General features: G+C 44.0%; 22 protein-coding genes. All 22 read left to right on the plus strand.

Annotated features, from left to right (window positions below):
* The first annotated feature begins 69 nt into the window (after positions 1-69).
* On the plus strand, positions 70-543 hold the full coding sequence (gene rimP / locus AR335_RS02685) for a ribosome maturation factor RimP (RefSeq protein ID WP_053354460.1): 474 nt from the start codon (positions 70-72) through the stop codon (positions 541-543).
* A gap of 17 nt (positions 544-560) precedes the next feature.
* A complete protein-coding gene (gene nusA / locus AR335_RS02690; protein WP_062231798.1) occupies positions 561-1,652 on the plus strand; it encodes a transcription termination factor NusA in 1,092 nt (363 codons plus the stop codon).
* A gap of 27 nt (positions 1,653-1,679) precedes the next feature.
* Positions 1,680-1,940 (plus strand): RNase P modulator RnpM, encoded by a 261-nt coding sequence (gene rnpM / locus AR335_RS02695; RefSeq protein WP_062231800.1) that lies wholly within the window; start codon positions 1,680-1,682, stop codon positions 1,938-1,940.
* A gap of 1 nt (position 1,941) precedes the next feature.
* Entirely contained in the window at positions 1,942-2,244 is a 303-nt protein-coding gene (locus AR335_RS02700) for a YlxQ family RNA-binding protein (RefSeq protein ID WP_369795759.1), read from the plus strand.
* 19 nt (positions 2,245-2,263) lie between these two features.
* Complete coding sequence (gene infB, locus AR335_RS02705; RefSeq protein ID WP_062231802.1) at positions 2,264-4,552, plus strand: translation initiation factor IF-2; 2,289 nt, start codon at positions 2,264-2,266, stop codon at positions 4,550-4,552.
* Entirely contained in the window at positions 4,549-4,827 is a 279-nt protein-coding gene (locus AR335_RS02710) for a DUF503 domain-containing protein (protein ID WP_053354456.1), read from the plus strand. Before infB ends, AR335_RS02710 begins: the two co-directional genes overlap by 4 nt.
* A 26-nt stretch (positions 4,828-4,853) precedes the next feature.
* A complete protein-coding gene (gene rbfA / locus AR335_RS02715; protein WP_053354455.1) occupies positions 4,854-5,207 on the plus strand; it encodes a 30S ribosome-binding factor RbfA in 354 nt (117 codons plus the stop codon).
* Between the two features lie 73 nt (positions 5,208-5,280).
* Positions 5,281-6,204 (plus strand): tRNA pseudouridine(55) synthase TruB, encoded by a 924-nt coding sequence (gene truB, locus AR335_RS02720; RefSeq protein WP_062231804.1) that lies wholly within the window; start codon positions 5,281-5,283, stop codon positions 6,202-6,204.
* Positions 6,205-6,228: 24 nt separating this feature from the next.
* Positions 6,229-7,167: a bifunctional riboflavin kinase/FAD synthetase gene (gene ribF, locus AR335_RS02725; RefSeq protein ID WP_062231806.1), complete on the plus strand. Its 939-nt coding sequence runs from the start codon at positions 6,229-6,231 to the stop codon at positions 7,165-7,167.
* A 142-nt stretch (positions 7,168-7,309) separates the two neighbouring features.
* The gene (rpsO, locus tag AR335_RS02730; RefSeq protein ID WP_053354452.1) at positions 7,310-7,579 is read left to right on the plus strand and encodes a 30S ribosomal protein S15; all 270 of its coding nucleotides are present in this window, start codon (positions 7,310-7,312) and stop codon (positions 7,577-7,579) included.
* A gap of 172 nt (positions 7,580-7,751) precedes the next feature.
* Positions 7,752-9,872, plus strand: a complete 2,121-nt coding sequence (gene pnp / locus AR335_RS02735) for a polyribonucleotide nucleotidyltransferase (RefSeq protein WP_062231808.1) — start codon at positions 7,752-7,754, stop codon at positions 9,870-9,872.
* Between the two features lie 101 nt (positions 9,873-9,973).
* Positions 9,974-10,957 (plus strand): polysaccharide deacetylase family protein, encoded by a 984-nt coding sequence (locus AR335_RS02740; protein WP_062231810.1) that lies wholly within the window; start codon positions 9,974-9,976, stop codon positions 10,955-10,957.
* An 86-nt stretch (positions 10,958-11,043) separates the two neighbouring features.
* The gene (locus tag AR335_RS02745) at positions 11,044-12,282 is read left to right on the plus strand and encodes a M16 family metallopeptidase (RefSeq protein ID WP_062231812.1); all 1,239 of its coding nucleotides are present in this window, start codon (positions 11,044-11,046) and stop codon (positions 12,280-12,282) included.
* 288 nt (positions 12,283-12,570) lie between these two features.
* The gene (gene dpaA, locus AR335_RS02750) at positions 12,571-13,470 is read left to right on the plus strand and encodes a dipicolinic acid synthetase subunit A (RefSeq protein ID WP_053354448.1); all 900 of its coding nucleotides are present in this window, start codon (positions 12,571-12,573) and stop codon (positions 13,468-13,470) included.
* Positions 13,470-14,057, plus strand: coding sequence for a dipicolinate synthase subunit B (gene dpaB, locus AR335_RS02755; protein ID WP_062231814.1), 588 nt, complete (start codon positions 13,470-13,472; stop codon positions 14,055-14,057). Before dpaA ends, dpaB begins: the two co-directional genes overlap by 1 nt.
* A 195-nt stretch (positions 14,058-14,252) precedes the next feature.
* Positions 14,253-15,299, plus strand: coding sequence for an aspartate-semialdehyde dehydrogenase (asd, locus tag AR335_RS02760; protein WP_062231816.1), 1,047 nt, complete (start codon positions 14,253-14,255; stop codon positions 15,297-15,299).
* Positions 15,300-15,319: 20 nt separating this feature from the next.
* Positions 15,320-16,570 (plus strand): aspartate kinase, encoded by a 1,251-nt coding sequence (gene dapG, locus AR335_RS02765; protein ID WP_062231818.1) that lies wholly within the window; start codon positions 15,320-15,322, stop codon positions 16,568-16,570.
* 48 nt (positions 16,571-16,618) lie between these two features.
* On the plus strand, positions 16,619-17,491 hold the full coding sequence (gene dapA / locus AR335_RS02770) for a 4-hydroxy-tetrahydrodipicolinate synthase (RefSeq protein WP_053354444.1): 873 nt from the start codon (positions 16,619-16,621) through the stop codon (positions 17,489-17,491).
* Between the two features lie 224 nt (positions 17,492-17,715).
* On the plus strand, positions 17,716-19,389 hold the full coding sequence (locus AR335_RS02775) for a ribonuclease J (protein ID WP_062231820.1): 1,674 nt from the start codon (positions 17,716-17,718) through the stop codon (positions 19,387-19,389).
* A gap of 97 nt (positions 19,390-19,486) precedes the next feature.
* A complete protein-coding gene (locus AR335_RS02780) occupies positions 19,487-20,230 on the plus strand; it encodes a ClpP family protease (protein ID WP_062231822.1) in 744 nt (247 codons plus the stop codon).
* A complete protein-coding gene (locus AR335_RS02785; RefSeq protein ID WP_062231824.1) occupies positions 20,227-20,457 on the plus strand; it encodes a YlzJ-like family protein in 231 nt (76 codons plus the stop codon). Before AR335_RS02780 ends, AR335_RS02785 begins: the two co-directional genes overlap by 4 nt.
* A 94-nt stretch (positions 20,458-20,551) precedes the next feature.
* Complete coding sequence (locus AR335_RS02790) at positions 20,552-22,906, plus strand: FtsK/SpoIIIE family DNA translocase (RefSeq protein ID WP_062231826.1); 2,355 nt, start codon at positions 20,552-20,554, stop codon at positions 22,904-22,906.
* The last annotated feature ends 44 nt before the right edge of the window (positions 22,907-22,950 follow it).

Raw genomic sequence — 22,950 nt, forward strand, 5'->3', positions numbered from 1 at the left:
AAGAGTGGGGAAACCCACTCTTTCGTTTCGTTTTGGAAAAGGATTTTTTTGGTAGAAGGGAGGATTCTAATGAGTAAGAAAATCACTGAAACTACCGAAGAGCTTGTGGTGCCGATACTTGATGAGTTGAACCTTGAGCTGGTAGATATCGAGTTTGTAAAAGAAGGAAAAAACTGGTTCCTTCGCGTATTTATTGATAATGAAACAGGTGTAGACATTGAGGATTGCGGGACGGTAAGTGAACGGCTCAGCGAAAAGCTGGACGCTTCTGATCCGATTGAACAGGCATACTTTTTGGAAGTTTCTTCACCCGGCGTTGAACGGCCTTTGAAAAAACCGGAAGACATTGCAAAAGCGATAGGGAAAAATGTCCACATTAAAATGTATGAGCAGGTTGATGGTGTAAAGGAGTTTGAGGGCAAACTGCTAGGATTTGACGGAGAAACTATAAAACTGCAGGTAAAAGTTAAAACCCGGAATACCGAGGTAGAACTGCCATATAACAAGATAGCAAGTGCCAGACTTGCGGTTGTGTTCAATTAATAAAGGGGAGAAGATGGATGAGTAGCGAGCTATTAGATGCACTGACGTTTTTGGAGAAAGAAAAAGGAATCAGCAAGGATATATTAATTGAAGCGATCGAAGCTGCACTGATTTCAGCTTATAAAAGAAACTTTCACCAAGCACAGAATGTAAGAGTTGATTTTAATACAACGACTGGAAGCATCAGGGTTTTTGCCCGAAAGAACGTTGTTGAAGAAGTAACGGATCCAAGGCAGGAACTTTCAGTTGAAGAAGCTCAAAAGATTAATCCGCAGTATGAGCTTGAAGATATTGTGGAGCTGGAAGTCACTCCGCGTGATTTTGGAAGAATTGCTGCACAGACGGCAAAACAGGTTGTTACCCAGAGAGTCCGCGAAGCTGAACGCGGCATTATTTTCTCTGAATTCATCGACCGCGAGGAAGATATCATTACAGGAGTGGTTCAAAGACAAGACCACCGATACATCTATGTGAACCTTGGCCGAGTTGAAGCATTGCTTCCTGCAACAGAACAGATGCCGGGTGAAAAACACACTACGAATGACCGAATTAAAGTTTTTATTACAAAAGTTGAAAAAACAACGAAAGGGCCGCAGATCCTTGTTTCAAGAACACATCCGGGATTGCTGAAGCGCCTATTTGAACTTGAGGTTCCTGAAATCTATGATGGAACAGTAGAAGTGAAATCCATTGCGAGGGAAGCAGGAGACCGTTCCAAGATTGCCGTCCATGCTGCTGACCCCGAAGTGGATCCAGTGGGTTCATGTGTTGGACAAAAAGGCGGCCGTGTCCAAACTATCGTAAATGAGCTTAATGGTGAAAAGATCGACATCGTCCGCTGGTCTGAAGATCCGGTCGTTTATGTGGCAAATGCTCTAAGCCCCGCAAAGGTGCTTGAAGTGCTTGTCAATGAAGAAGAAAAGATGACAACTGTCATCGTTCCTGATTATCAGCTGTCTCTTGCAATCGGCAAGCGTGGACAAAATGCGAGGCTTGCAGCGAAATTGACGGGCTGGAAGATTGATATTAAAAGCCAGTCTGATGCTGAAGAATCAGGGCTTTATAACTCTGAAGAAGCAGAGGGGAATTTCGAAGTTTCCGAAGAATAGTTTTAATGAAGATGGGGGTGGGACTGGATGAAAACCCGTAAAATTCCTATGCGTAAATGCGTGGCTTGCCAGGAAATGAAACCCAAGAAAGAGTTAGTGCGTGTGGTCCGTTCTCCTGAAGGCGAAGTTTTCGTTGATCGAACCGGAAAGAAATCGGGCAGAGGCGCGTATTTATGCAACCAGGCGTCCTGTTTTGCACTTGCGAAAAAAAAAGGAAGCTTGAGCAATCAACTGAAAGCTCCTGTTACGGATGATGTGTTTTCAGAACTCGAAAAAGGAGTCCTCTAATTTGACTGCATCTAAATGGGCTTCACTGCTGGGGTTGGCAAACCGGGCAGGTAAATGCATTTCCGGAGAGGAGCTTGTTGTTAAAGCTGTACAGCGGCAGAACGCAAAGCTTGTTATCCTCTCACAGGATGCATCGGCAAACACAAGGAAGAAAGTTACCGATAAATGCGCTTACTATAAAGTAGAAGTAAGATGGGTAGATGACCGCTATAGTCTCGGCAGTGCTATCGGCAAAGACCAGCGGGTAGTGGTTGCCGTGACAGATGTTGGTTTTACGAAAAAGTTAACTGCTTTACTTGATTAAACCAATCGGGGGTGAACATATGAGTAAGATGCGTGTGTATGAATATGCAAAAAAACAAAATGTTCAAAGCAAGGATATCATTGATAAATTAAAAACGATGAACGTCGATGTATCCAATCATATGTCAATGATTGATGAAGACGCGATCCGTAAATTAAACGATGCATATCAGCCCAAAAATAAGATGACAGAGGAGAAACATAAAATAGAACAGAAAAAGAATACATCCAATGTGAACAAGGTAGAAAATAAAAATGAAAGTAAAAAAGAGAATACTATGAAAATAAAAAAAGACGAAACACCTAAAAAGCCAAACAGCAGCCAAAACAACAAACCGGCTCCAAAGAGCGGAAACAATAGCCAGAACAGCAAGCCAGCCCCGAAAAGCGGGAACAACAGCCAGAATGCCAAGCCAGGACAAAAAGGCGGCAGCAACTTCAAGCCTGGAAACAAAAATAATAACAGCAATCATAATAATAAGAACAGAAACAACAAGAATAACAACAACCGAGGCAAATCTGCACCTGCACCACAACCAAAACCATTACCCGTCACTCCAGAGAAGATTACCTTCTCAGGTTCTCTGACCGTAAGTGAACTGGCTAAAAAATTGGCAAAAGAGCCATCTGAAATCATTAAAAAATTAATGTTCCTAGGTGTTATGGCAACAATTAACCAGGAACTTGACAAAGAAACTATCGAGTTGATTGCGAGCGACTACAACGTTGAAGTAGAAGAAGAGATCATCATCGACGAAACTGAATTCGAAAATTTTGACAACGCAGATAAAGAAGAAGATCTTCAAGTCCGTCCTCCAGTTGTAACGATCATGGGGCACGTTGACCATGGTAAAACAACGCTGTTAGACTCTATTCGTGATACGAAAGTAACTGCAAGTGAAGCTGGAGGCATCACGCAGCATATCGGCGCTTATCAAATCGAAGACAAAGGAAAGAAAATCACTTTCCTTGATACTCCTGGACATGCCGCGTTTACTACAATGCGTGCAAGGGGAGCACAGGTTACAGACATCACGATTCTTGTCGTTGCGGCTGATGATGGTGTTATGCCACAGACTGTGGAAGCGATCAATCATGCGAAGGCTGCCCAAGTTCCGATCATTGTTGCTGTTAACAAAATGGATAAAGAGGCGGCGAACCCTGACCGCGTCATGCAGGAATTAACCGAGCATGCACTTGTTCCAGAAGACTGGGGCGGCGATACCATTTTCGTCAATGTTTCCGCGCTAAAAGGTGAAGGTATTGATGACCTGATTGAAATGATCCAGCTTGTTGCTGAAGTAGAAGAGCTAAAAGCGAATCCGAAGCGTGCCGCACAAGGTACCGTTATCGAAGCACAGCTTGATAAAGGCCGCGGATCAGTGGCTACCCTTCTCGTTCAAAACGGAACATTGAATGTCGGTGACCCGATTGTTGTCGGAAACACATTCGGACGTGTAAGAGCGATGGTTAACGATATTGGGCGCCGTGTAAAAGTGGCAGGCCCTTCAACTCCTGTAGAAATCACGGGCCTAAACGAAGTTCCTCAAGCCGGGGACCAGTTTATGGTATTTGTTGAGGAGAAAAAGGCTCGCCAGATTGGTGAAGCTCGCTCCAAGAAACAGGTTGAAGCACAGCGTAAAGAATCATCGAAGCTAAATCTAGAAGATCTGTTCAACCAGATCAAAGAAGGCGACATTAAAGAGATCAACGTGATCATTAAAGCGGACGTACAAGGATCTGCAGAAGCGCTTGCCGGCTCCCTTCAAAAGATCGATGTAGAAGGCGTAAAGGTTAAGATCCTTCATACCGGAGTGGGTGCAATTACTGAATCTGATATTATTTTAGCCTCTGCTTCTAACGCGATCATCATCGGTTTTAATGTTCGCCCTGATAATAATGCCAAACGTACAGCTGAAGCGGAGAAAGTCGATGTTCGTCTTCACCGTATCATTTACAACGTTATCGAAGAAATCGAATCTGCGATGAAAGGGATGCTTGATCCTGAGTTTGCAGAAAAAGTAATCGGCCAAGTTGAGATCCGAACAACCTTTAAAGTTTCTAAAGTAGGAACGATCGCAGGCTGTTACGTTACCGATGGAAAAATAACACGTGATTCAACTGTTAGGCTCATCCGTGACGGTGTCGTGATCTATGAAGGTAAAATCGATGCGTTAAAACGTTTCAAAGATGATGCAAAAGAAGTTAGTGCAGGGTATGAATGTGGAATAACTTTAGAAAAGTTCAATGACATCAAAGAGGGAGATGTCATCGAAGCGTACATCATGGAAGAAATTAAACGGGCATGATTGGTTTCCTGACGGTTGAATGTTTCATCTATGAATCGCATTCACTAAAGGATAAACGCTCGGTAGTTAAAAAGATCGTTACTCGGTTAAGGCAGCAATTTAATCTTGCTGTCTCCGAGACCGACTTTCATGATTTATGGCAGAGAGCTGAACTTGGAATTGTAACCATCTCTAAGGACAAACTAATTGTAGAACAGGAACTTCAGAAAGCGATCAAGCTGATCAGCAGCATTCCTGAGCTAGAAGTGACAACAACTGCAATAGAGTGGTTATAATGTACAGATAGAAACGGGGTGGAAGAATGAGCAAAATCCGATCCAATCGCATTGGAGAACAAATGAAGAAAGAACTTGGCGATATTATTGGCCGGAAGCTAAAAGATCCCCGCATTGGCTTTGTAACTGTAACAGGTGTTGAAGTAACGGGAGATTTACAGCAGGCAACTGTTTATATTTCCGTGTTTGGAGATGATGCACAAAAAGAACAGACACTTCGTGGTCTGGCAAAAGCATCAGGTTTTATCCGAACAGAGATCGGCAAACGAATCCGATTGCGCAAAACGCCGGAAATTTCTTTTAAATTCGATGAATCCATCGAATATGGAAGCAGAATTGAAACATTGCTGACTGATATAAAAGGTTCTGATGAGGAATAGTGATTACAAAAAGAGATAGACAGGCAGTGGTTTGTCTGTCTCTTCTTTTTTCATGCAGATAGGTGGTAAGGATATGCCGGCACACCAGCCAGAGGGCGTTTTGCCTTTATTAAAGCCTGCAGGAATGACATCTCATGACTGTGTGGCAAAGTTAAGAAAAATTTTAAAAACAAAAAAAGTAGGGCATACAGGAACCTTAGACCCTGAGGTGACTGGGGTTCTTCCGGTCTGTGTCGGAAGAGGCACAAAGATAGCCCAATATATGACCGATTATCCGAAAGCATACGAAGCGGAAGCTACGATAGGCAAAGCAACGGCTACTGAAGATGCTTATGGAGAAACCGTTGAAACAAAAGAAGTTCCCGGAGAGATCAGTGCTGAGCAGGTTGAAACAGTCTTACAGTCTTTTAAGGGGATTATCCAGCAGGTTCCTCCCATGTTTTCTGCTGTAAAAGTTAATGGTAAAAAGCTTTATCAATATGCTCGTGAAGGGATCGAAGTGGAGCGTCCTGTCCGTGAAGCAAACATTTACGAACTCAAGCTTCTCTCACATGATCGTCAATTTCCGGGACCTTACCCTGCCTTCTCGTTTTTTGTAAGATGCAGCAAAGGAACCTATATAAGAACCCTGGCGGTAGATATGGGCAGAAAATTGGGCTATCCTGCACATATGTCCAAATTGGTGCGAGTAGCCTCAGGTCCGTTTCAGCTAAAGGACTGCTATACCTTTGAGGAAATAGAGACAGCCGCAGAAAACGGGACGATCGCCGAGCTGTTCCTGCCCATTGAAAAGGCGATAGGCCACTTTGAGTCCATCGTCGCTGATGAAGAGATGGAACGCAGGATCAAGCACGGATCCGTACTGCCTATGGCAAAAGATGTGCAAAATAACAGGTTTGCCGTTTATAATGAAAAAGGGCTGTGCCTTGCGATTTATAAACAGCATCCCGATAAACCTCATTTAATGAAACCAGAAAAAATTTTAGCCGTAGAGTAAGGCAAAGAGTTAGAAGGTGGATTTTTGAAAACAATTACACTGTCACATCCTCATCAGCTGAATAAGAACGAACTTCCCCCTACAGTCATGGCTTTAGGGTATTTCGACGGTATTCATAAAGGACATCAGAAAGTGATCGGAACTGCGGCTGAAATTGCCAAAGAGAAAAAGGCGGTATCATCAGTGATGTCGTTTCATCCGCACCCCTCTGTTGTTTTAGGGAAGAAAGAAGCACATGTATCCTATTTAACGCCTCTGGAGAAGAAAGAAGCCCTGCTTCGTAATATGGGCATTGACATCTTCTATCTGGTGGAGTTCAATGAAGAATTTGCTTCACTCGCACCGCTGACGTTCATACAGGAATACTTGATCGGCCTTAACGTTAGCCATGTAGTCGCGGGCTTCGATTATACGTACGGAAAGTTCGGAAAAGGAGATATGGCCAAGATGGCGGAGTATGCCAACGGCCAATTTTCACAGACAGTCATTGGAAAAATGCAGATCAATGGCCAGAAAATAAGTTCGACCTTGATTCGAAACCTTCTAAAGGAAGGTACGGTTGATCAGATCCCTGAATATCTTGGCAGGCCTTATTCCATCACAGGTATGGTAATCCACGGTGAGAGCAGGGGGACTTCCATCGGATTTCCCACTGCGAACATCAGCAGCAGCGCAGATTTCCTCATTCCTGCGAATGGAGTATATATTGTGCAGGTCAAGATCGGAGATACGGTTTATAACGGAGTGGCGAACATTGGCAAGAAGCCGACTTTCCATGAAGACCGTGAAGCGTCGATTGAAGTTCATCTGTTTGATTTCTCTTCTAACATTTATGGGAAAATGGTTGAAGTTTCATGGCTGTCACGGATCCGTGATGAAAGAAAGTTTGACTCAGTTGACAGTCTTGTAAAGCAAATAGCTGCTGACAAACAGGCTGCCTTGGATTTTTTTTATGAAAAATAGGGTTACTCTTGCAATATCCTTAAAAAAGAGGTAATCTAATATTTGTACTTCATTGTACACTAAAAAAACCGCTGCTTGGCATCGCGATTTCACCGACGCATGCTCGGTTGCCGGGGTTTATATTTCAAAGGAGGTGAACAGGATGGCAATTTCTCAAGAACGTAAAAATGAACTTATTGGCGAGTACAAAACTCATGATCTTGATACAGGATCTCCGGAAGTTCAGATCGCTATCCTTACAGAGCAGATTAACACTCTTAATGACCATTTACGTACCCATAAGAAAGATCACCACTCACGCCGTGGTCTTTTGAAAATGGTAGGTAAGCGCCGTAACTTGCTAACATATCTTCGTAACAAAGATATTACGCGTTATCGTGAGCTTATCAATAAGCTTGGATTACGTCGTTAATCGGAAAAAGCGGGAAAATTTTCCCGCTTTTTTTCTGTAAAAAAACCCATACATAATAGATTGGCTGTATACTGAAAGAAGAAGCCTAGTTTTCCTTTTTAGGAAAGATGTGTTTAGGATATAATATAGACATAAATTATTTGTTTTATTGTCGAGAGGAGTACCAAAAGAAATGGAACAAGAGAAACGTATTTTTTCTATGGACTGGGCAGGCAGAGAACTGTCATTCGAAATTGGAAACCTTGCAAAGCAAGCTAACGGAGCGGTATTCGTACGTTACGGAGATACAGCTGTGCTTTCTACAGCAGTAGCTTCTAAAGAGCCTAAAAATTTAAGCTTTTTCCCGCTGACTGTCAACTACGAAGAACGCCTTTATGCAGTTGGTAAGATTCCTGGAGGGTTTATTAAACGTGAAGGAAGGCCTAGTGAGAAAGCGATTCTAGCCAGCCGCCTCATTGACCGTCCAATCCGTCCGCTGTTTGCCGACGGCTTCAGAAATGAAGTTCAAGTAGTGAGCACGGTAATGAGCGTGGATCAGAATTGTTCTTCTGAAATGGCAGCGATGATCGGATCATCTCTCGCGTTATCTATATCTAACATTCCTTTTGAAGGACCGATTGCAGGTGTGACCATCGGACGCATTAACGGCCAATTTGTTGTGAACCCAACAATCGAAGAAAATGAAAAAAGTGATATCAACTTAATCGTGGCAGGTACGAAAGAAGCCATCAACATGGTTGAAGCAGGAGCGAAAGAAGTTCCTGAGGAAGTGATGCTCGAAGCAATAATGTTCGCACATGAAGAAATTAAAAAGCTGATTGCTTTCCAAGAAAAGATTGTAGAGGAACTTGGGAAAGAAAAGATGGAAATACAGCTTCACCAGGTCGATCAGGAATTGGTTGATGAAGTCCGCAGCTTTATTGCTGCAGATTTAACAGCGGCTGTCAGTGTTTTTGATAAACAGGAAAGACAGACTGCTCTTGATGAATTGAAAAATAGAGTTGTCGCTCATTACGAAGAAACTGACGAGGAAAAAGTAGATGAAGCGAAAGAAGTTCTTCAGCTTCTCATTAAAGGAGAAGTCCGCCGCTTAATTCTCAAGGAAAAAATTCGTCCGGACGGCAGAAAGAGCAACGAGATCCGCCCATTGTCTTCAGATGTCAGCCTTCTGGCACGCACGCACGGATCCGGTTTGTTCACCCGCGGACAAACTCAAGCATTAAGTGTATGTACACTTGGAGCGCTTGGTGATGTTCAGGTGCTTGACGGATTGGGAGTTGAAGAATCAAAACGCTTCATGCACCAATATAACTTCCCTCCATTCAGTGTCGGCGAGACAGGCTTTATGAGGGGCCCAGGTCGAAGAGAAATCGGACATGGAGCACTTGGGGAACGTGCACTTGAGGCTGTCATTCCTTCTGAAGAATCCTTTCCATATACAATTCGTCTTGTGTCTGAAGTCCTTGAATCCAATGGATCAACTTCACAAGCGAGCATCTGTGCCAGCACCCTGGCGATGATGGATGCAGGTGTTCCGATTAAAGCACCGGTAGCTGGAATCGCTATGGGATTGGTCAGCGACGGAGAAGATGTGACCGTTCTTACTGATATTCAGGGAATGGAAGACCATCTGGGAGATATGGACTTTAAAGTTGCCGGTACGTCAAAAGGTGTAACGGCACTGCAAATGGATATTAAGATCTCTGGTATCAACCGTGAAATTTTGGAACAGGCGTTAACGCAAGCAAAAGATGGCCGTCTGCATATTCTTTCTTCCATGATGGAAACACTGAATCAGCCTAGAAAAGAGCTATCTGCTTACGCACCTAAGATTATTACAATGAAAATCAATCCTGATAAGATCAGAGATGTTATCGGGCCGAGCGGAAAAGTCATTAATAAGATTATTGAAGAAACCGGCGTAAAAATAGATATCGAACAAGATGGTACGGTATTCATTGCTTCTGCTGATCAGACCATGAACGAGAAAGCACAAAAAATTATTGCTGATCTGGTCCGTGAAGTTCAAGTCGGCGAGTACTATGACGGTAAAGTAAAACGAATTGAAAAGTTCGGTGCTTTCGTTGAATTGTTCGCTGGCAAAGATGGACTGGTTCATATTTCAGAACTTGCAGAAGAAAGAATCGGAAAAGTGGAAGACGTTTTGAAATTAGGCGATGTGATCCGCGTCAAGGTTACAGAGATTGATAACCAGGGACGTGTCAACCTTTCCCGAAAAGTCGTTTTAAAAGAACAGAAAAAAGAACAAGAACAAAAGAACAGCGAGCAATAAAAAACCGGTTTAACCGGTTTTTTTTTTTATGGCTTTCACCGATTTGGCGATGTTCTAACAAGCCATTGCTGGACATACCCTTTTTACAGGAGGGGAGTTCAATGAAAAGAAATCTGCTGCATGTGAGTATGTTCATTCTAATAATTGGAGTAACTGTCGGGACGGTGCAAAACCCGTTTACCTCTACCTATTTAGATAGTATGAAAGCACAGACAACAATGGTGTCTAAAATGCAGGACAACAGTTTATTTGAGCAGCTGCAAAAAAAAGCCGGTGAAGTAAACAAACCGCCGATCAATGCAGCCGTGGACAGAGTGTGGAAGGCTGTACCGGGATACAACGGAGTTGAACTGGATGTCGATGCTTCTTATAAAAAGATGAGAGGTTTAAAAACAATTGATGATAAGAAACTCGTTTTTAAGCAGATTCCTCCAAAAGTAAAACTGAACGATCTGCCGCCATCCCCTATATACAAGGGAAATCCTGAAAAGCCCATGGTGAGCCTGCTGGTCAATGTGGCTTGGGGTAACGAATACTTGCCAAAACTGGTGAAGACGATGAAGGAAGCTCATGTCCATTCTACGTTCTTTCTTGATGGATCCTGGGTGAAGAAAAACCCTAGTCTAGCAAAAATGATCCTGGATGAAGGCCATGAGATCGGAAATCATGCGTATACCCACCCGGATCTGAAGAAAATGACCAATGAACGAATCAGGGATGAGCTCTCGAGCACAAACCGTGTGATAGAGGCAACGCTTGGAAAAAAAAGAATACCGAAGTGGTTTGCTCCGCCTAGCGGAAGCTACAGAGATGATGTCGTGAAGATCGCTGCAGAGCAGAAGATGAAAACCATTCTTTGGACCGTAGACACTGTTGACTGGAGGAATCCGGATCCTGGCAGGATGGCGGAATCTGTAGTCAAAAAAGTGCACCCTGGTGCAATGGTGCTCATGCATCCGACGTCTTCCACGGCAGATGGCCTGAAACGGATAATAGGAGGCATTAAAGCCAAAGGTTATTCGATCGGAACCGTATCAGAACTGATGAATGAACAGCGGATGATAACCAAACCTCCAGTAAAATAACATTGTTGTATGATGGTTATGTTAATGGTATATTGTTCCTATGAGAACGGTTGATCGAGATGGAATACAGCTAGGAGGAAATAAGTTTGATTATTAGACATTCGTGTCCAAACGGTGTGAGAGTCGTCTTGGAAAAGATTCCAACCGTACGTTCCGTTGCCATCGGTGTTTGGATCGGTACCGGATCACGGTTTGAAGTTCCCGAAAACAATGGGGTTTCCCACTTTTTGGAGCATATGTTCTTCAAGGGGACAACAACCCGCAGTGCGAGGGAGATCGCAGAAGCATTTGACAGCATCGGCGGCCAAGTCAATGCGTTTACATCAAAAGAATATACATGTTACTATGCCAAAGTTCTCGATACCCATGCACCCAGGGCTCTTAATGTCCTGTCTGACATGTTCTTCAACTCTACATTCGACGAACAGGAACTTTTAAAAGAGAAAAACGTCGTTCTTGAAGAGATAAAAATGTATGAAGATACTCCGGATGATATCGTGCATGACCTATTAAGCAGAGCGAGCTTTCACCAGCATTCACTAGGGTATCCGATCCTCGGGACAGAGAATACCTTGAATACATTTAATGGTAAAACGCTCCGCGATTATATGGCTGATTACTATACACCGGAAAACGTTGTGGTCTCTGTAGCAGGCAACGTTGACGAAAGTTTTATTAAAGAGGTCGAAAACTTGTTCGGCGGTTATTCCGGCACTCCAGCCGATTCGAACATCGAGGCACCGTTTTTCCATAGTGAAAAGCTGGCAAGAAAAAAAGAAACAGAACAATCACATCTGTGCCTGGGCTTTCCGGGTCTGTCTTTGAAAGATCCGAATACGTTCTCGCTGATCGTTTTGAACAATATTTTCGGTTCCAGCATGAGCAGCAGGCTATTCCAGGAAGTCCGTGAGCAGCGAGGCCTCGCTTATTCTGTCTTTTCATACCACTCCGCATACAGGGACAATGGACTGTTTACCATTTATGGAGGAACCGCTCCGGCACAGCTTGATGAGCTGTACAATACAGTCCTGATGATCGTTGATGATCTTAAAGATAAAGGTATAACAGATAAAGAGCTATTGAACTCGAAGGAACAGATCAAAGGAAGCCTCATGCTCAGCCTCGAAAGTACGAACAGCAGAATGAGTAGGAACGGCAAGAATGAACTGATCTTAAACTATCACCGTTCTCTTGATGAAATGGTGCAGCTGATCGATGCTGTTTCAAAAGAAAGCGTGGACACATTGATTCATCGGATCTTCAGCAATGAATGTTCCGCATCGTTAGTCAGCCCGACAGGTGAACTCCCAAAAGGATTGCAATAATAGGCCTGCAGCATATGCTGCAGGTTTTTTTACGTCGTTTTCCAAAGGAATCTCTTAAATTCGGGCTTGTCATTAGGTTGTCTAATCAATCCCAATTTTTATTTCTGAATATACTGTTGAGGTAAATGAGAAGCATGGCGAATGAAGGCTGAATAATAAATGGTTTGAATACTGTTGCATCCGAGTGAGTAGAGTCACCATCTGGGCAATGCGTTCATATGATGGTGTTGCGAACATGAACAAGGATTTCCCCTGTTTTTGCGGAGCAACAGAGAAAGGGGAGGAAGCATGTTAACTGACTTGCAAATTGCCATATTTGGCGGTGATGCCAGACAGCTGGAGGTGATCCGCAAACTGACTGAACAAGGCGCCAACCTTGTACTGGTTGGGTTTGATCAGCTGGATCACGGGTTTACCGGAGCCTCGAAAATGGATATTGGAGAAGTTGATTTTTCCAGACTGGATTGTATCGTACTGCCGGTCAATGGCACAGGTCCAAATGGTGAAATTGATACCATTTTCTCAAATAAAAGTATTGTACTTACTTCCGCACATTTAAAGAAGACCCCGAAGCATTGCCATGTGTATTCAGGTATAACGAATGCTTATCTGAATGGCATTATTGCAGAAAGCGGACGGGGGCATACTCAGCTCTTCGAAAGAGATGATGTAGCCATCTACAACAGTATTCCGACAGTGGAAGGCACGCTTATGATGGTGATTCAGAACACCGACACGACCATTCATAAATCAAATACGGTTGTCTTAGGTTTCGGCAGAGTCGGAATGAGTGTCGCAAGAGCGTTTGCGGCTCTTGGAGCAAAAGTAAAAGTAGGGGCTAGAAAACCGGAACATATAGCAAGGATCAGTGAAATGGGTTTTATACCTTTTCATCTCGATCATTTAAAAAAAGAAGTAATCGACACGGATGTTTGCATTAATACGATACCTTTTCAGATTGTGACGTCAGATATTATCTCAAAAATGCCAACCCATACGCTGATTATAGATCTGGCTTCCAAGCCCGGCGGAACAGATTTTAAATATGCCGAAAAAAGGGGCATAAAAGCCCTCCTTGCTCCTGGATTGCCGGGTATTGTTGCACCTAAGACGGCAGGACAGATTCTTGGAAATGTCCTTTCCCAATTAATGCAGGTAGAAATGGTTAATCGAAAGGGGAAAGCTTGATGAAAGTCAATGGAAAACATATCGGTTTTGGCTTAACTGGTTCTCATTGTACGTATGAGGTGGTTTTTCCTCAGATCAAGAGGCTGATTGACGAAGGGGCGAAGGTAACTCCTTTTGTTACTTATACGGTTCAAAGTACAGACACCCGGTTTGGTGAGGGTGAAGAATGGCTGCAAAAAATAACAGAGCTTACCGGAATCGAACCCGTGAATTCTATTGTTAAAGCAGAGCCCTTCGGTCCGAACACGCCGCTGGATTGTATGATTATCGCTCCCTTGACCGGCAATTCCATCAGCAAGTTTGCCAATGCGATGACCGATTCTCCGGTTCTGATGGCAGCGAAAGCCACGATGCGCAATCAATCTCCTGTCGTCCTCGGCATTTCTACAAATGATGGTCTCGGTTTAAATGGTGTTAATATTATGAAGCTGATGGCGGCTAAGAACATCTATTTTGTACCGTTCGGCCAGGATGACCCTGTGCACAAGCAAAATTCGCTCGTCGCGCATATGGATTACCTCCTAGAAACGGTTGAAGCAGCACTAGAGGGAAAACAGCTGCAGCCTGTCCTGCGGACGAATAGCTGAGCAAATCGTTAAAAATAGCTTTCTAATAGCAGGAAGTATGTTAAAATGTGAAATAAAATGTGTATTGTTAAAATGATTCTCTCTTAAAATCAGAATGAGGGAAACAAAGATGTTTCACTTGAAGGAGAAACATTCGTGTTTCTCCTTCTGTCATGACAATGATTATGGATTAAACAAAAAAGGAGATACAGTCAAATGACTCAGAATGGATTTAATGTAGCGGTAGTCGGTGCCACGGGTGCCGTTGGGCAACAAATGCTTAAAACGCTTGAAGAAAGAAACTTTCCGATTGCAAAACTATCACTTCTTGCAAGCAGCAGGTCTGCCGGCAAAACAGCAGTGTATAAAGGTAAAGAAGTCATCATTCAAGAAGCGCTCCCGGAAGCCTTTGAAGGAGTTGACATCGCTTTGTTTTCAGCAGGCGGCTCTATATCTAAAGCATTGGCTCCTGAAGCAGTGAAACGCGGAGCCGTTGTCATCGACAATACCAGTGCATACCGGATGGATGAGAATGTTCCATTGGTCGTACCGGAAGTCAATGAAGAAGATATTCGCAACCATAATGGTATCATTGCCAATCCAAACTGTTCGACCATCCAGATGGTTGTTGCTTTAAAGCCGCTTCATGAGAAGTATGGCTTGAACAAAGTCATCGTATCTACTTATCAGGCAGTTTCTGGAGCAGGTGCAAAAGCGATTGAAGAATTAAAGTCGCAATCACAGGATATCCTGGACGGTAAAGAGTTCACTCCAGAAATTCTGCCGTGTGCCAGTGATGAAAAGCACTATCAGATCGCGTTTAATGCTGTGCCGCAGATTGATAAGTTTCAGGAAAATGGCTATACCTTTGAAGAAATGAAAATGATCAATGAAACGAAAAAAATTATGCATATGCCTCAACTAGAAGTGGCTGCCACTTGTGTCAGGCTCCCGGTTGAGACGGGCCACTCTGAATCGGTTTATGTTGAATTAGGGGAAAACGTATCATCACTCGAAGAGATCAAGGATCTGATGGCTTCCTCAGAAGGCATAACGCTGCAAGACGATCCTAAAAATCAAATCTATCCTATGCCTGCTCATTGTGTAGGCAAAAATGACGTTTTTGTCGGAAGAATCAGAAGAGACTTAGACCGCAATAACGCATTCCATCTGTGGATTGTTTCTGACAACCTCTTAAAAGGAGCAGCCTGGAACTCAGTGCAGATTGCAGAAAGCCTTATTAAGCTTGAATTGCTGAACTAATCAAAGAAGGTGCTAACTTCATGAAGATAATTATACAAAAATTTGGCGGCACATCCTTAAAAGACAATACCGGCAGGGAACTTGCGGCCGAACATGTCAAAAGGGCAGTTGCTGACGGATATAAGGTCGTCTGTGTCGTATCGGCGATGGGGCGTTCAGGTGATCCGTATGCAACGGATACACTTCTAAGCCTGATAGGGGCTACTGGTCACCAAGTGGAAAGCAGAGAGTATGATCTGCTTCTTTCTTGTGGAGAAATCATCTCTTCTGTTGTATTTTCCAACCTTTTAAAAACAAAAGAAATCTCCTCTGCTGCCTTGACAGGATCACAGGCGGGCTTCAGGACAAATGATGAACATAAGAATGCAAGGATTACAGATATGCAATGTGACAGGCTGCGGTCCATGCTTGATTCACATGATGCTGTCGTTGTGGCTGGATTTCAAGGAGAATCTGCCTCAGGTGATGTAACAACGCTCGGACGAGGAGGCAGTGATACATCCGCATCCGCGCTTGGTGCTGCACTCGGAGCTGAATATATTGATATTTTTACTGATGTTGAAGGAGTAATGACAGCTGATCCTCGGATTGTAAAAGAAGCTGTGCCTCTTTCTGTTGTCACGTACAATGAAATTTGCAACATGGCCTATCAGGGAGCAAAAGTCATCCATCCTCGCGCGGTGGAGATCGCTATGCAGGCAAAGGTTCCATTACGGATCCGCTCGACGTATTCGGATCTTCCGGGTACCCTAGTCACCTCAGCTACATCAAAAGGAGCAGAAGGACGGGATGTTCAGGATCATGTGATCACCGGGATCGCGCATGTTCCCGGTGTTACGCAAATCAAAGTATTAGCTAAAGACTCACAATATGACCACCATACAAAGGTCTTTAAAGCGATGGCCAAAGAACAAATTTCAGTAGACTTTTTCAATATCAGCCCTAAAGGTGTAGTGTATACTGTAATGGAAAATATGGCTGAACATGCGGAGAAAGTCCTGAACGATCTCGGTTATTCTCCGGAGATCACAAGGAGCTGCGCTAAAGTTTCTGCAGTAGGGGCGGGGATGTCAGGGGTTCCCGGCGTTACGGCTAAGATCGTAGAAGCGCTGGTAGATGAAAACATTCAGATTCTGCAGTCAGCCGACTCGCATACAACCATTTGGGTGCTCGTCAGACAGGATGATATGGTTAAGGCGGTAAATGCTTTGCATAGAGCATTTGAATTAGATAAAATCCATTCCAAGGGATTAAACTCGCCAAATCATTAAAAAAAAGATACTTAGTGGACATTGCAAGATTTAAGGAGCTGAATCGAGATGCATTTTGGAAATATTAGTACAGCCATGGTTACCCCGTTCGACAGTAAAGGAAATATTGATTTCAGCAAAACGACAAAGCTGGTCAATTATTTAATTCAGAACGGAACAGAAAGCCTCGTTGTGGCAGGTACAACAGGGGAGTCACCGACATTATCAACTGAAGAAAAGATCGCCCTGTTCAGGCACGTCGTAAAAGTTGTTGATAAAAGGGTACCTGTCATTGCAGGTACAGGAAGCAATAATACAAAAGCGTCCATCGATCTGACAAAAAAGGCAGAACAAGCCGGAGTCGATGCCATTATGATCGTGGCACCTTATTATAATAAACCGAGCCAGGATGGCATCATCGCCCATTTTAAAGCCATTGCAGCAGAAACCAGCCTCCCGATTTTGGTTTATAATGTTCCAGGCCGTACGGTCGTTAGTATTTCAGCTGATACTGTTATTGAGCTTTCAAAGATTCCAAACGTTGTTGCCATAAAAGATGCTGGCGGCGACTTGGGTGAGATGAGCCGGATCATTGAAGAAACATCTGAAGAATTCCTGCTTTACAGCGGCGATGACGGAATCACACTGCCTGTGCTTTCCATTGGAGGGGCAGGAATCATTTCTGTCGCTTCCCATGTGATCGGAAACGAAATGCAGGAAATGATTTCGGCTTTTAAAGAAGGCAATGTGCAGGAAGCGGCAAAGCTTCATAGAAAGCTTCTCCCGATAATGGATGAGATGTTCAAAGCGCCAAGCCCTGCTCCTGTTAAAACAGCTCTTCAGCTAAAGGGCCTCGATGTCGGAAGCGTTCGTCTTCCTTTATTGCCATTGAACCAGGAGCAGCGGGAATCGTTATCCCGTATCATGCATTCCTCATTGTAAGCAAGCGGCCAGAGTGCCGCTTGTTTTTTTTTTGTCTTTTTGTTGATTTTCAATCACATAGGGAGTTCCAGCGCATTTCACGCCGTACATAAGTGAAACATCGACTGATAAAAATATAAGCCTTGCCTTCTTTATCTTGTATTCGCTTTCGAACATAAGCTATAATGAATTCAAGTGACGTGAACGGAGAATACATAAACACATCAACTAGGAGGATTATTACATTGACAACGAAACAACAAAATAGCGAAAAGATTAAAGTTTTTGCCCTGGGCGGTATTGGCGAAATAGGCAAAAACATGTATGTGGTCGAAGCGGGTGAAGATATCTTTGTCCTGGATGCAGGATTAATGTTTCCTCAGGAGGAGATGCTTGGCATCGATATCGTGATCCCTGATATTACCTATCTTGTCCAGAATAAGGACAGGGTGAAGGGGATTTTTCTGACCCATGCACACGAAGACCACATCGGCGGCCTTCCTTTTATTTTAAAGCAGCTTCCTGTTCCTGTTTACGGAACGAAGCTTACCCTTGGGCTTGTAGAAGCAAAGCTGAAAGAAGCTGGACTTCATAAGAGCACTCAAACCCACTTAGTAAGTTCAGAATCCGTCCTTGACTTTGGAGAGTATAAAGTTACTTTCTTTGGCACGAACCACAGTATTCCTGATTCCGTCGGCATTGCCGTTCACACGCCGCAGGGAGTCATCGTGAATACAGGAGACTTTAAAATTGACCAGTCTCCGATTGATGGAAAGCATACGGATTTTGGTAAAATCGCTGAACTGAGCAGCAAAGGTGTATTATGTATGCTTTCAGACAGCACAAATGCGGAAAGGCCTGGAATGACCGGCTCTGAAAAATCGGTCGGTTATGAGATCGATAATGTGTTTTCCGAAGCAAAAGGCCGAATCATCATTGCTTCCTTTGCATCCAATGTCCACCGGATCCAGCAGATCTTTACTGCGGCTGCCAAAACCAACAAGAAAATTGTGATTACCGGCAGAAGCATGGTAAAGGTTGTTGATATCGCTTCTGATCTAGGGTATCTGAACATCGAGAAAGACAGTGTCATTTCTATTGATCAGATGAATAACTATGCGGAAGACCGTATTGTTATTTTAACAACGGGCAGTCAAGGAGAACAGATGGCAGCTTTGTCGCGCATGGCGCATAAAGCCCATAAACAGATTGCGATCCGCCATACAGATACTGTGGTGATTGCAGCCACTCCGATTCCGGGCAACGAGCGCTCTGTAGCGCGAATTGTAGACTTATTGATGCGTACGGGCGCCGATGTAATTTTCGGGCAGCGCAAAGTTCACGTTTCCGGACATGGCAGTCAGGAAGAATTAAAATTGATGCTTAGCTTGATGAAGCCGAAATATTTCATCCCTGTACATGGTGAATATAAAATGCAAAAAGCGCATCAAAATCTTGCCCTTCAAGTTGGCGTTGAAGCTGAAAATATTTTTATCCTTGAAAAAGGGGAAGTAGTTGAATTTGCGGATGGTCTTGCTAAACGCACAGGAAAAGTTCCTGCTGGGAATGTTCTTGTAGATGGTCTTGGTGTAGGAGATATCGGAAACATTGTGCTCCGTGACCGCAAGCTTTTGTCTCAGGACGGAATATTGGTTGTTGTCGTTACGATCAGCAGGGCATCCAATCAGATCATCTCAGGTCCTGAAATCATTTCCCGCGGATTCGTATACGTTCGCGAGAGTGAGGAACTGCTTAAGGAAGCCAATAAACTCGTTACAGAAGTGCTCGATAAATGCATGCAGGAGAAAGTGAAGGACTGGTCCTCATTAAAATCAAACATGCGCGACTCACTGAGTCATTATTTATTTGATAAAACACGCCGTCGGCCGATGATTATGCCGATTATTATGGAAATCTGATGCCTGCAGTCTGCAGGCATTTTTTTATGCAGAATGAAAATAACCCCAGCGTTCATACTAAAAGAAAATGCTGAACAAGCATAAGGGGGTTATTCGTATGAATCAGGAACAAGAACCAAAACAGCTGTCATTGCCTGACAACAATCCGGATCAGAACAGTCTCGTAAATAAACTGCAGTCACTTGGACAAACAAACGTTCCGCAGATGGAAGGCTCTAGTATCCACTGCCTTACGATTGTAGGCCAGATAGAAGGACATGTTCAGCTTCCGCCGAACAACAAAACAACAAAGTATGAGCATCTGATCCCTCAATTGGTTGCGATCGAGCAAAACCCGAAGATTGAAGGGCTGCTGATCATCTTAAATACGGTGGGAGGGGACGTTGAAGCAGGTCTTGCCATCTCTGAAATGATCGCCTCGCTTTCCAAGCCTTCCGTTTCACTCGTTCTTGGAGGCGGGCATTCGATTGGAGTGCCGATTGCTGTTTCAGCAAATTATTCCTTCATCGCAAAAACCGCAACGATGACAATTCATCCTGTCAGGCTTACCGGGCTGGTTATCGGGGTGCCTCAAACGTTTGAATATCTCGATAAGATGCAGGAAAGGGTCATCAATTTCGTTACCTCACATTCAGAAATAACCGAAGAAAAATTTAAAGAACTCATGTTTTCCAAAGGAAACCTAACCAGGGATATCGGGACGAATGTGATTGGAAAAGATGCTGTCAATGATGGACTAATCAATGAAGTCGGCGGTGTCGGCCAGGCGATCGCGAAGCTGAACGAACTGATGGAGCAGCACCGAGAAAAACCGGATGAAGGACTTGAGGTGATCCAATGACCTGGTATACACTCATGCCCCATGAACTTATGTTTCCTGAAGGACAGGAAGGGCAATCAGCTGAAAACAGCGTTCAATCCACCATGCTTTTTAACGATATCCCGGTCCTTGTGGAGCAGATCTCCCCAATGGAATATAAAGTGGTACGGGTGATCAGCACTGATCCTGCCCATTTTATGAATGCCGACTGCTGCCCAGGCCAAATTCTAAGAGCAGGCCATTTCTAAAGCGATAGTAAACAGGCCAGGTCCTGTGATATAATAAAGAACAAAAGCAGCCCTCAAGCGGCTGCTTTACTTGGTTTAGTTAAGAGGTGAAAGAATGGCGAAAAGAAATAAAAAAGCTTCAAAAAAAACGTCAGCTTGGAAAGAACAATTAAGCTATGAACTTGCCGGCCTTCTTTTGCTTGCTTTAACGATGCTTGCATTGGCCCGAATGGGAAAAGTAGGACTGGCTTTTGTACAGTTTCTCAGATTCTTCAGCGGCGAATGGTACGGCGTGCTTCTCGTCGGAACGCTGGCCGTGTCAATCTATTTAATCTGGAAACGCAAGACTCCGCCGGTTTGGGGAAAAAGGCTTGCGGGATTTTATTTGTTCTACATATCGATGCTCATTCTTAGCCATCTGAAATTATTTTCTCTGCTTTCAAAACAGGGGAGATGGGCAGATACGTCTGTCATCAGGAATACTTGGGAGATCTATTGGTCACAGCTTTCAGGGAACACGCCAGAGGCAGATCTCGGAGGCGGGATGATCGGATCAGTCGGTTTTGCAATGTTTCACTTTTTGTTCGGAGTACAGGGCTCTGGCGTCATTCTTGTTTTTGTTATGATTATTTCACTGATTCTCATCACAGGAAAATCACTGTCAGGTGTCATTTCAAAAATCGTAGAGGCAGCCGGCAACTTTTTTTCTCATACATACGAATCTCTGCAGACTAAAACACAAGAATTAAAAAACAGCCAGAGGAAAAGCGAAAAACGAACATCTAAAAAAGAAGCGCCTTCAGTGGATGAGCAGCAAGGAGAACATAAGCCTGCAGACGAAGATTATGAGCCGATCATTGAGGATTTTACCAGGAACTTGGACCGCGACGAGAGTTCTGCCGTACAGCTGAAATTTGGCTCAAAAGGATTTCATGAAGAGAAAAATGAGAAGACAGAAAAAGAACAAGAAGATTCTTTACCGGCAGGATTGCAAACAAGCTTTGAACAGACAGAAGAAGAACATAATGAAAACTATGCACTTCCTTCCATGGACCTCTTAGATCGGCCCGCTGCTACTGGCCAGCATAAAGAAAGGCAGTATGCAGCAAGTAAAAGCAATGCTAAAAAACTTGAGAAGACATTTGAGAGCTTCGGGGTAAAAGCAAGAGTGCTGAAAGTCCATCTTGGTCCTGCTGTTACGAAGTATGAAGTATATCCTGATGTGGGCGTAAAAGTCAGCAAAATCGTCAACTTGGCGGACGATATCGCCCTAGCCCTTGCTGCTAAAGACATTAGGATTGAGGCACCGATACCTGGAAAGTCAGCTGTCGGTATCGAGGTTCCCAACCAAGAAGTAGCTACAGTTACTTTAAGAGAAGTACTTGAATCCAGCCAGTATCAGAAACAAACCTCCAGACTGGCGATTGGTCTCGGGCGTGATATCTCGGGCGAGCCGATTTTCGCAGAGCTTTCGAGAATGCCCCATCTTCTTGTTGCAGGAGCAACAGGAAGCGGGAAAAGCGTATGTATCAACGGCATTATAACAAGCATCTTGATGCGGGCGAAGCCTCATGAAGTCAAGATGATGATGATCGATCCAAAGATGGTAGAACTGAACGTGTACAATGGCGTCCCTCACTTGCTGGCACCTGTTGTTACAGAGCCGAAAAAAGCAGCACAAGCTTTAAAAAGGGTCGTAAGTGAGATGGAACGGCGTTATGAACTGTTCTCCCATAGCGGTACGAGAAACATAGAAGGGTACAACGACAGTATTAAAAGACAGAACAATGAGAGCGGGGCAAAACAGCCTTCCTTGCCTTATATCGTAGTCATTGTGGACGAGCTGGCAGATTTGATGATGGTTGCTTCAGGAGATGTCGAGGATGCGATCATCCGCCTTGCCCAGATGGCTCGTGCTGCAGGAATCCACCTGATCATTGCTACGCAGAGACCTTCTGTTGATGTTATCACAGGGATCATTAAAGCGAATATTCCTTCACGCATCGCTTTCAGTGTCTCTTCTCAGACTGATTCTAGAACGATATTGGATATGGGCGGTGCTGAAAAGCTGCTGGGCCGAGGCGACATGCTCTTCCTGCCTTCAGGTGCATCCAAACCGACCAGAATTCAAGGAGCTTTTCTTTCGGATCAAGAAGTAGAAAAGATTGTGGAGTTTGTAATATCACAGCAAAAAGCGCAATACCAAAAAGAGATGATTCCAACTGAAGAAGCACAAGTTACCATGGAAATGGAGGATGATCTGTTTCCTGAAGCCGTAAAGCTAGTCGTCGACATGCAGACAGCATCCGTTTCCATGCTGCAGCGACGCTTTCGTATCGGGTACTCTCGTGCCGCCCGGCTGGTGGATGCGATGGAGGCCAAAGGTGTCATCGGGCCTTATGAGGGCAGCAAGCCGAGAGAGGTTCTGCTTACCTCACTTCCCGAACAGAATCAAGCATCAAGCTCTTAACAGAACCCTTTTTAAGGGTTCTGTTTTTTTATCTTATTTATCTG

The organism is Fictibacillus sp. FJAT-27399, from assembly GCF_001510655.1.
GTDB classification, from domain to species: domain Bacteria; phylum Bacillota; class Bacilli; order Bacillales; family Fictibacillaceae; genus Fictibacillus_C; species Fictibacillus_C marinisediminis.

Coding starts and splice junctions, on each gene's coding strand:
- rimP (WP_053354460.1), top strand. CDS start 70: ATGAGTAAGAAAATCACTGAAACTACCGAAGAGCTTGTGGTGCCGATA.
- nusA (WP_062231798.1), top strand. CDS start 561: ATGAGTAGCGAGCTATTAGATGCACTGACGTTTTTGGAGAAAGAAAAA.
- rnpM (WP_062231800.1), top strand. CDS start 1,680: ATGAAAACCCGTAAAATTCCTATGCGTAAATGCGTGGCTTGCCAGGAA.
- infB (WP_062231802.1), top strand. CDS start 2,264: ATGAGTAAGATGCGTGTGTATGAATATGCAAAAAAACAAAATGTTCAA.
- AR335_RS02710 (WP_053354456.1), top strand. CDS start 4,549: ATGATTGGTTTCCTGACGGTTGAATGTTTCATCTATGAATCGCATTCA.
- rbfA (WP_053354455.1), top strand. CDS start 4,854: ATGAGCAAAATCCGATCCAATCGCATTGGAGAACAAATGAAGAAAGAA.
- truB (WP_062231804.1), top strand. CDS start 5,281: ATGCCGGCACACCAGCCAGAGGGCGTTTTGCCTTTATTAAAGCCTGCA.
- rpsO (WP_053354452.1), top strand. CDS start 7,310: ATGGCAATTTCTCAAGAACGTAAAAATGAACTTATTGGCGAGTACAAA.
- pnp (WP_062231808.1), top strand. CDS start 7,752: ATGGAACAAGAGAAACGTATTTTTTCTATGGACTGGGCAGGCAGAGAA.
- AR335_RS02740 (WP_062231810.1), top strand. CDS start 9,974: ATGAAAAGAAATCTGCTGCATGTGAGTATGTTCATTCTAATAATTGGA.
- dpaA (WP_053354448.1), top strand. CDS start 12,571: ATGTTAACTGACTTGCAAATTGCCATATTTGGCGGTGATGCCAGACAG.
- dpaB (WP_062231814.1), top strand. CDS start 13,470: ATGAAAGTCAATGGAAAACATATCGGTTTTGGCTTAACTGGTTCTCAT.
- asd (WP_062231816.1), top strand. CDS start 14,253: ATGACTCAGAATGGATTTAATGTAGCGGTAGTCGGTGCCACGGGTGCC.
- dapG (WP_062231818.1), top strand. CDS start 15,320: ATGAAGATAATTATACAAAAATTTGGCGGCACATCCTTAAAAGACAAT.
- dapA (WP_053354444.1), top strand. CDS start 16,619: ATGCATTTTGGAAATATTAGTACAGCCATGGTTACCCCGTTCGACAGT.
- AR335_RS02780 (WP_062231822.1), top strand. CDS start 19,487: ATGAATCAGGAACAAGAACCAAAACAGCTGTCATTGCCTGACAACAAT.
- AR335_RS02785 (WP_062231824.1), top strand. CDS start 20,227: ATGACCTGGTATACACTCATGCCCCATGAACTTATGTTTCCTGAAGGA.
- AR335_RS02790 (WP_062231826.1), top strand. CDS start 20,552: ATGGCGAAAAGAAATAAAAAAGCTTCAAAAAAAACGTCAGCTTGGAAA.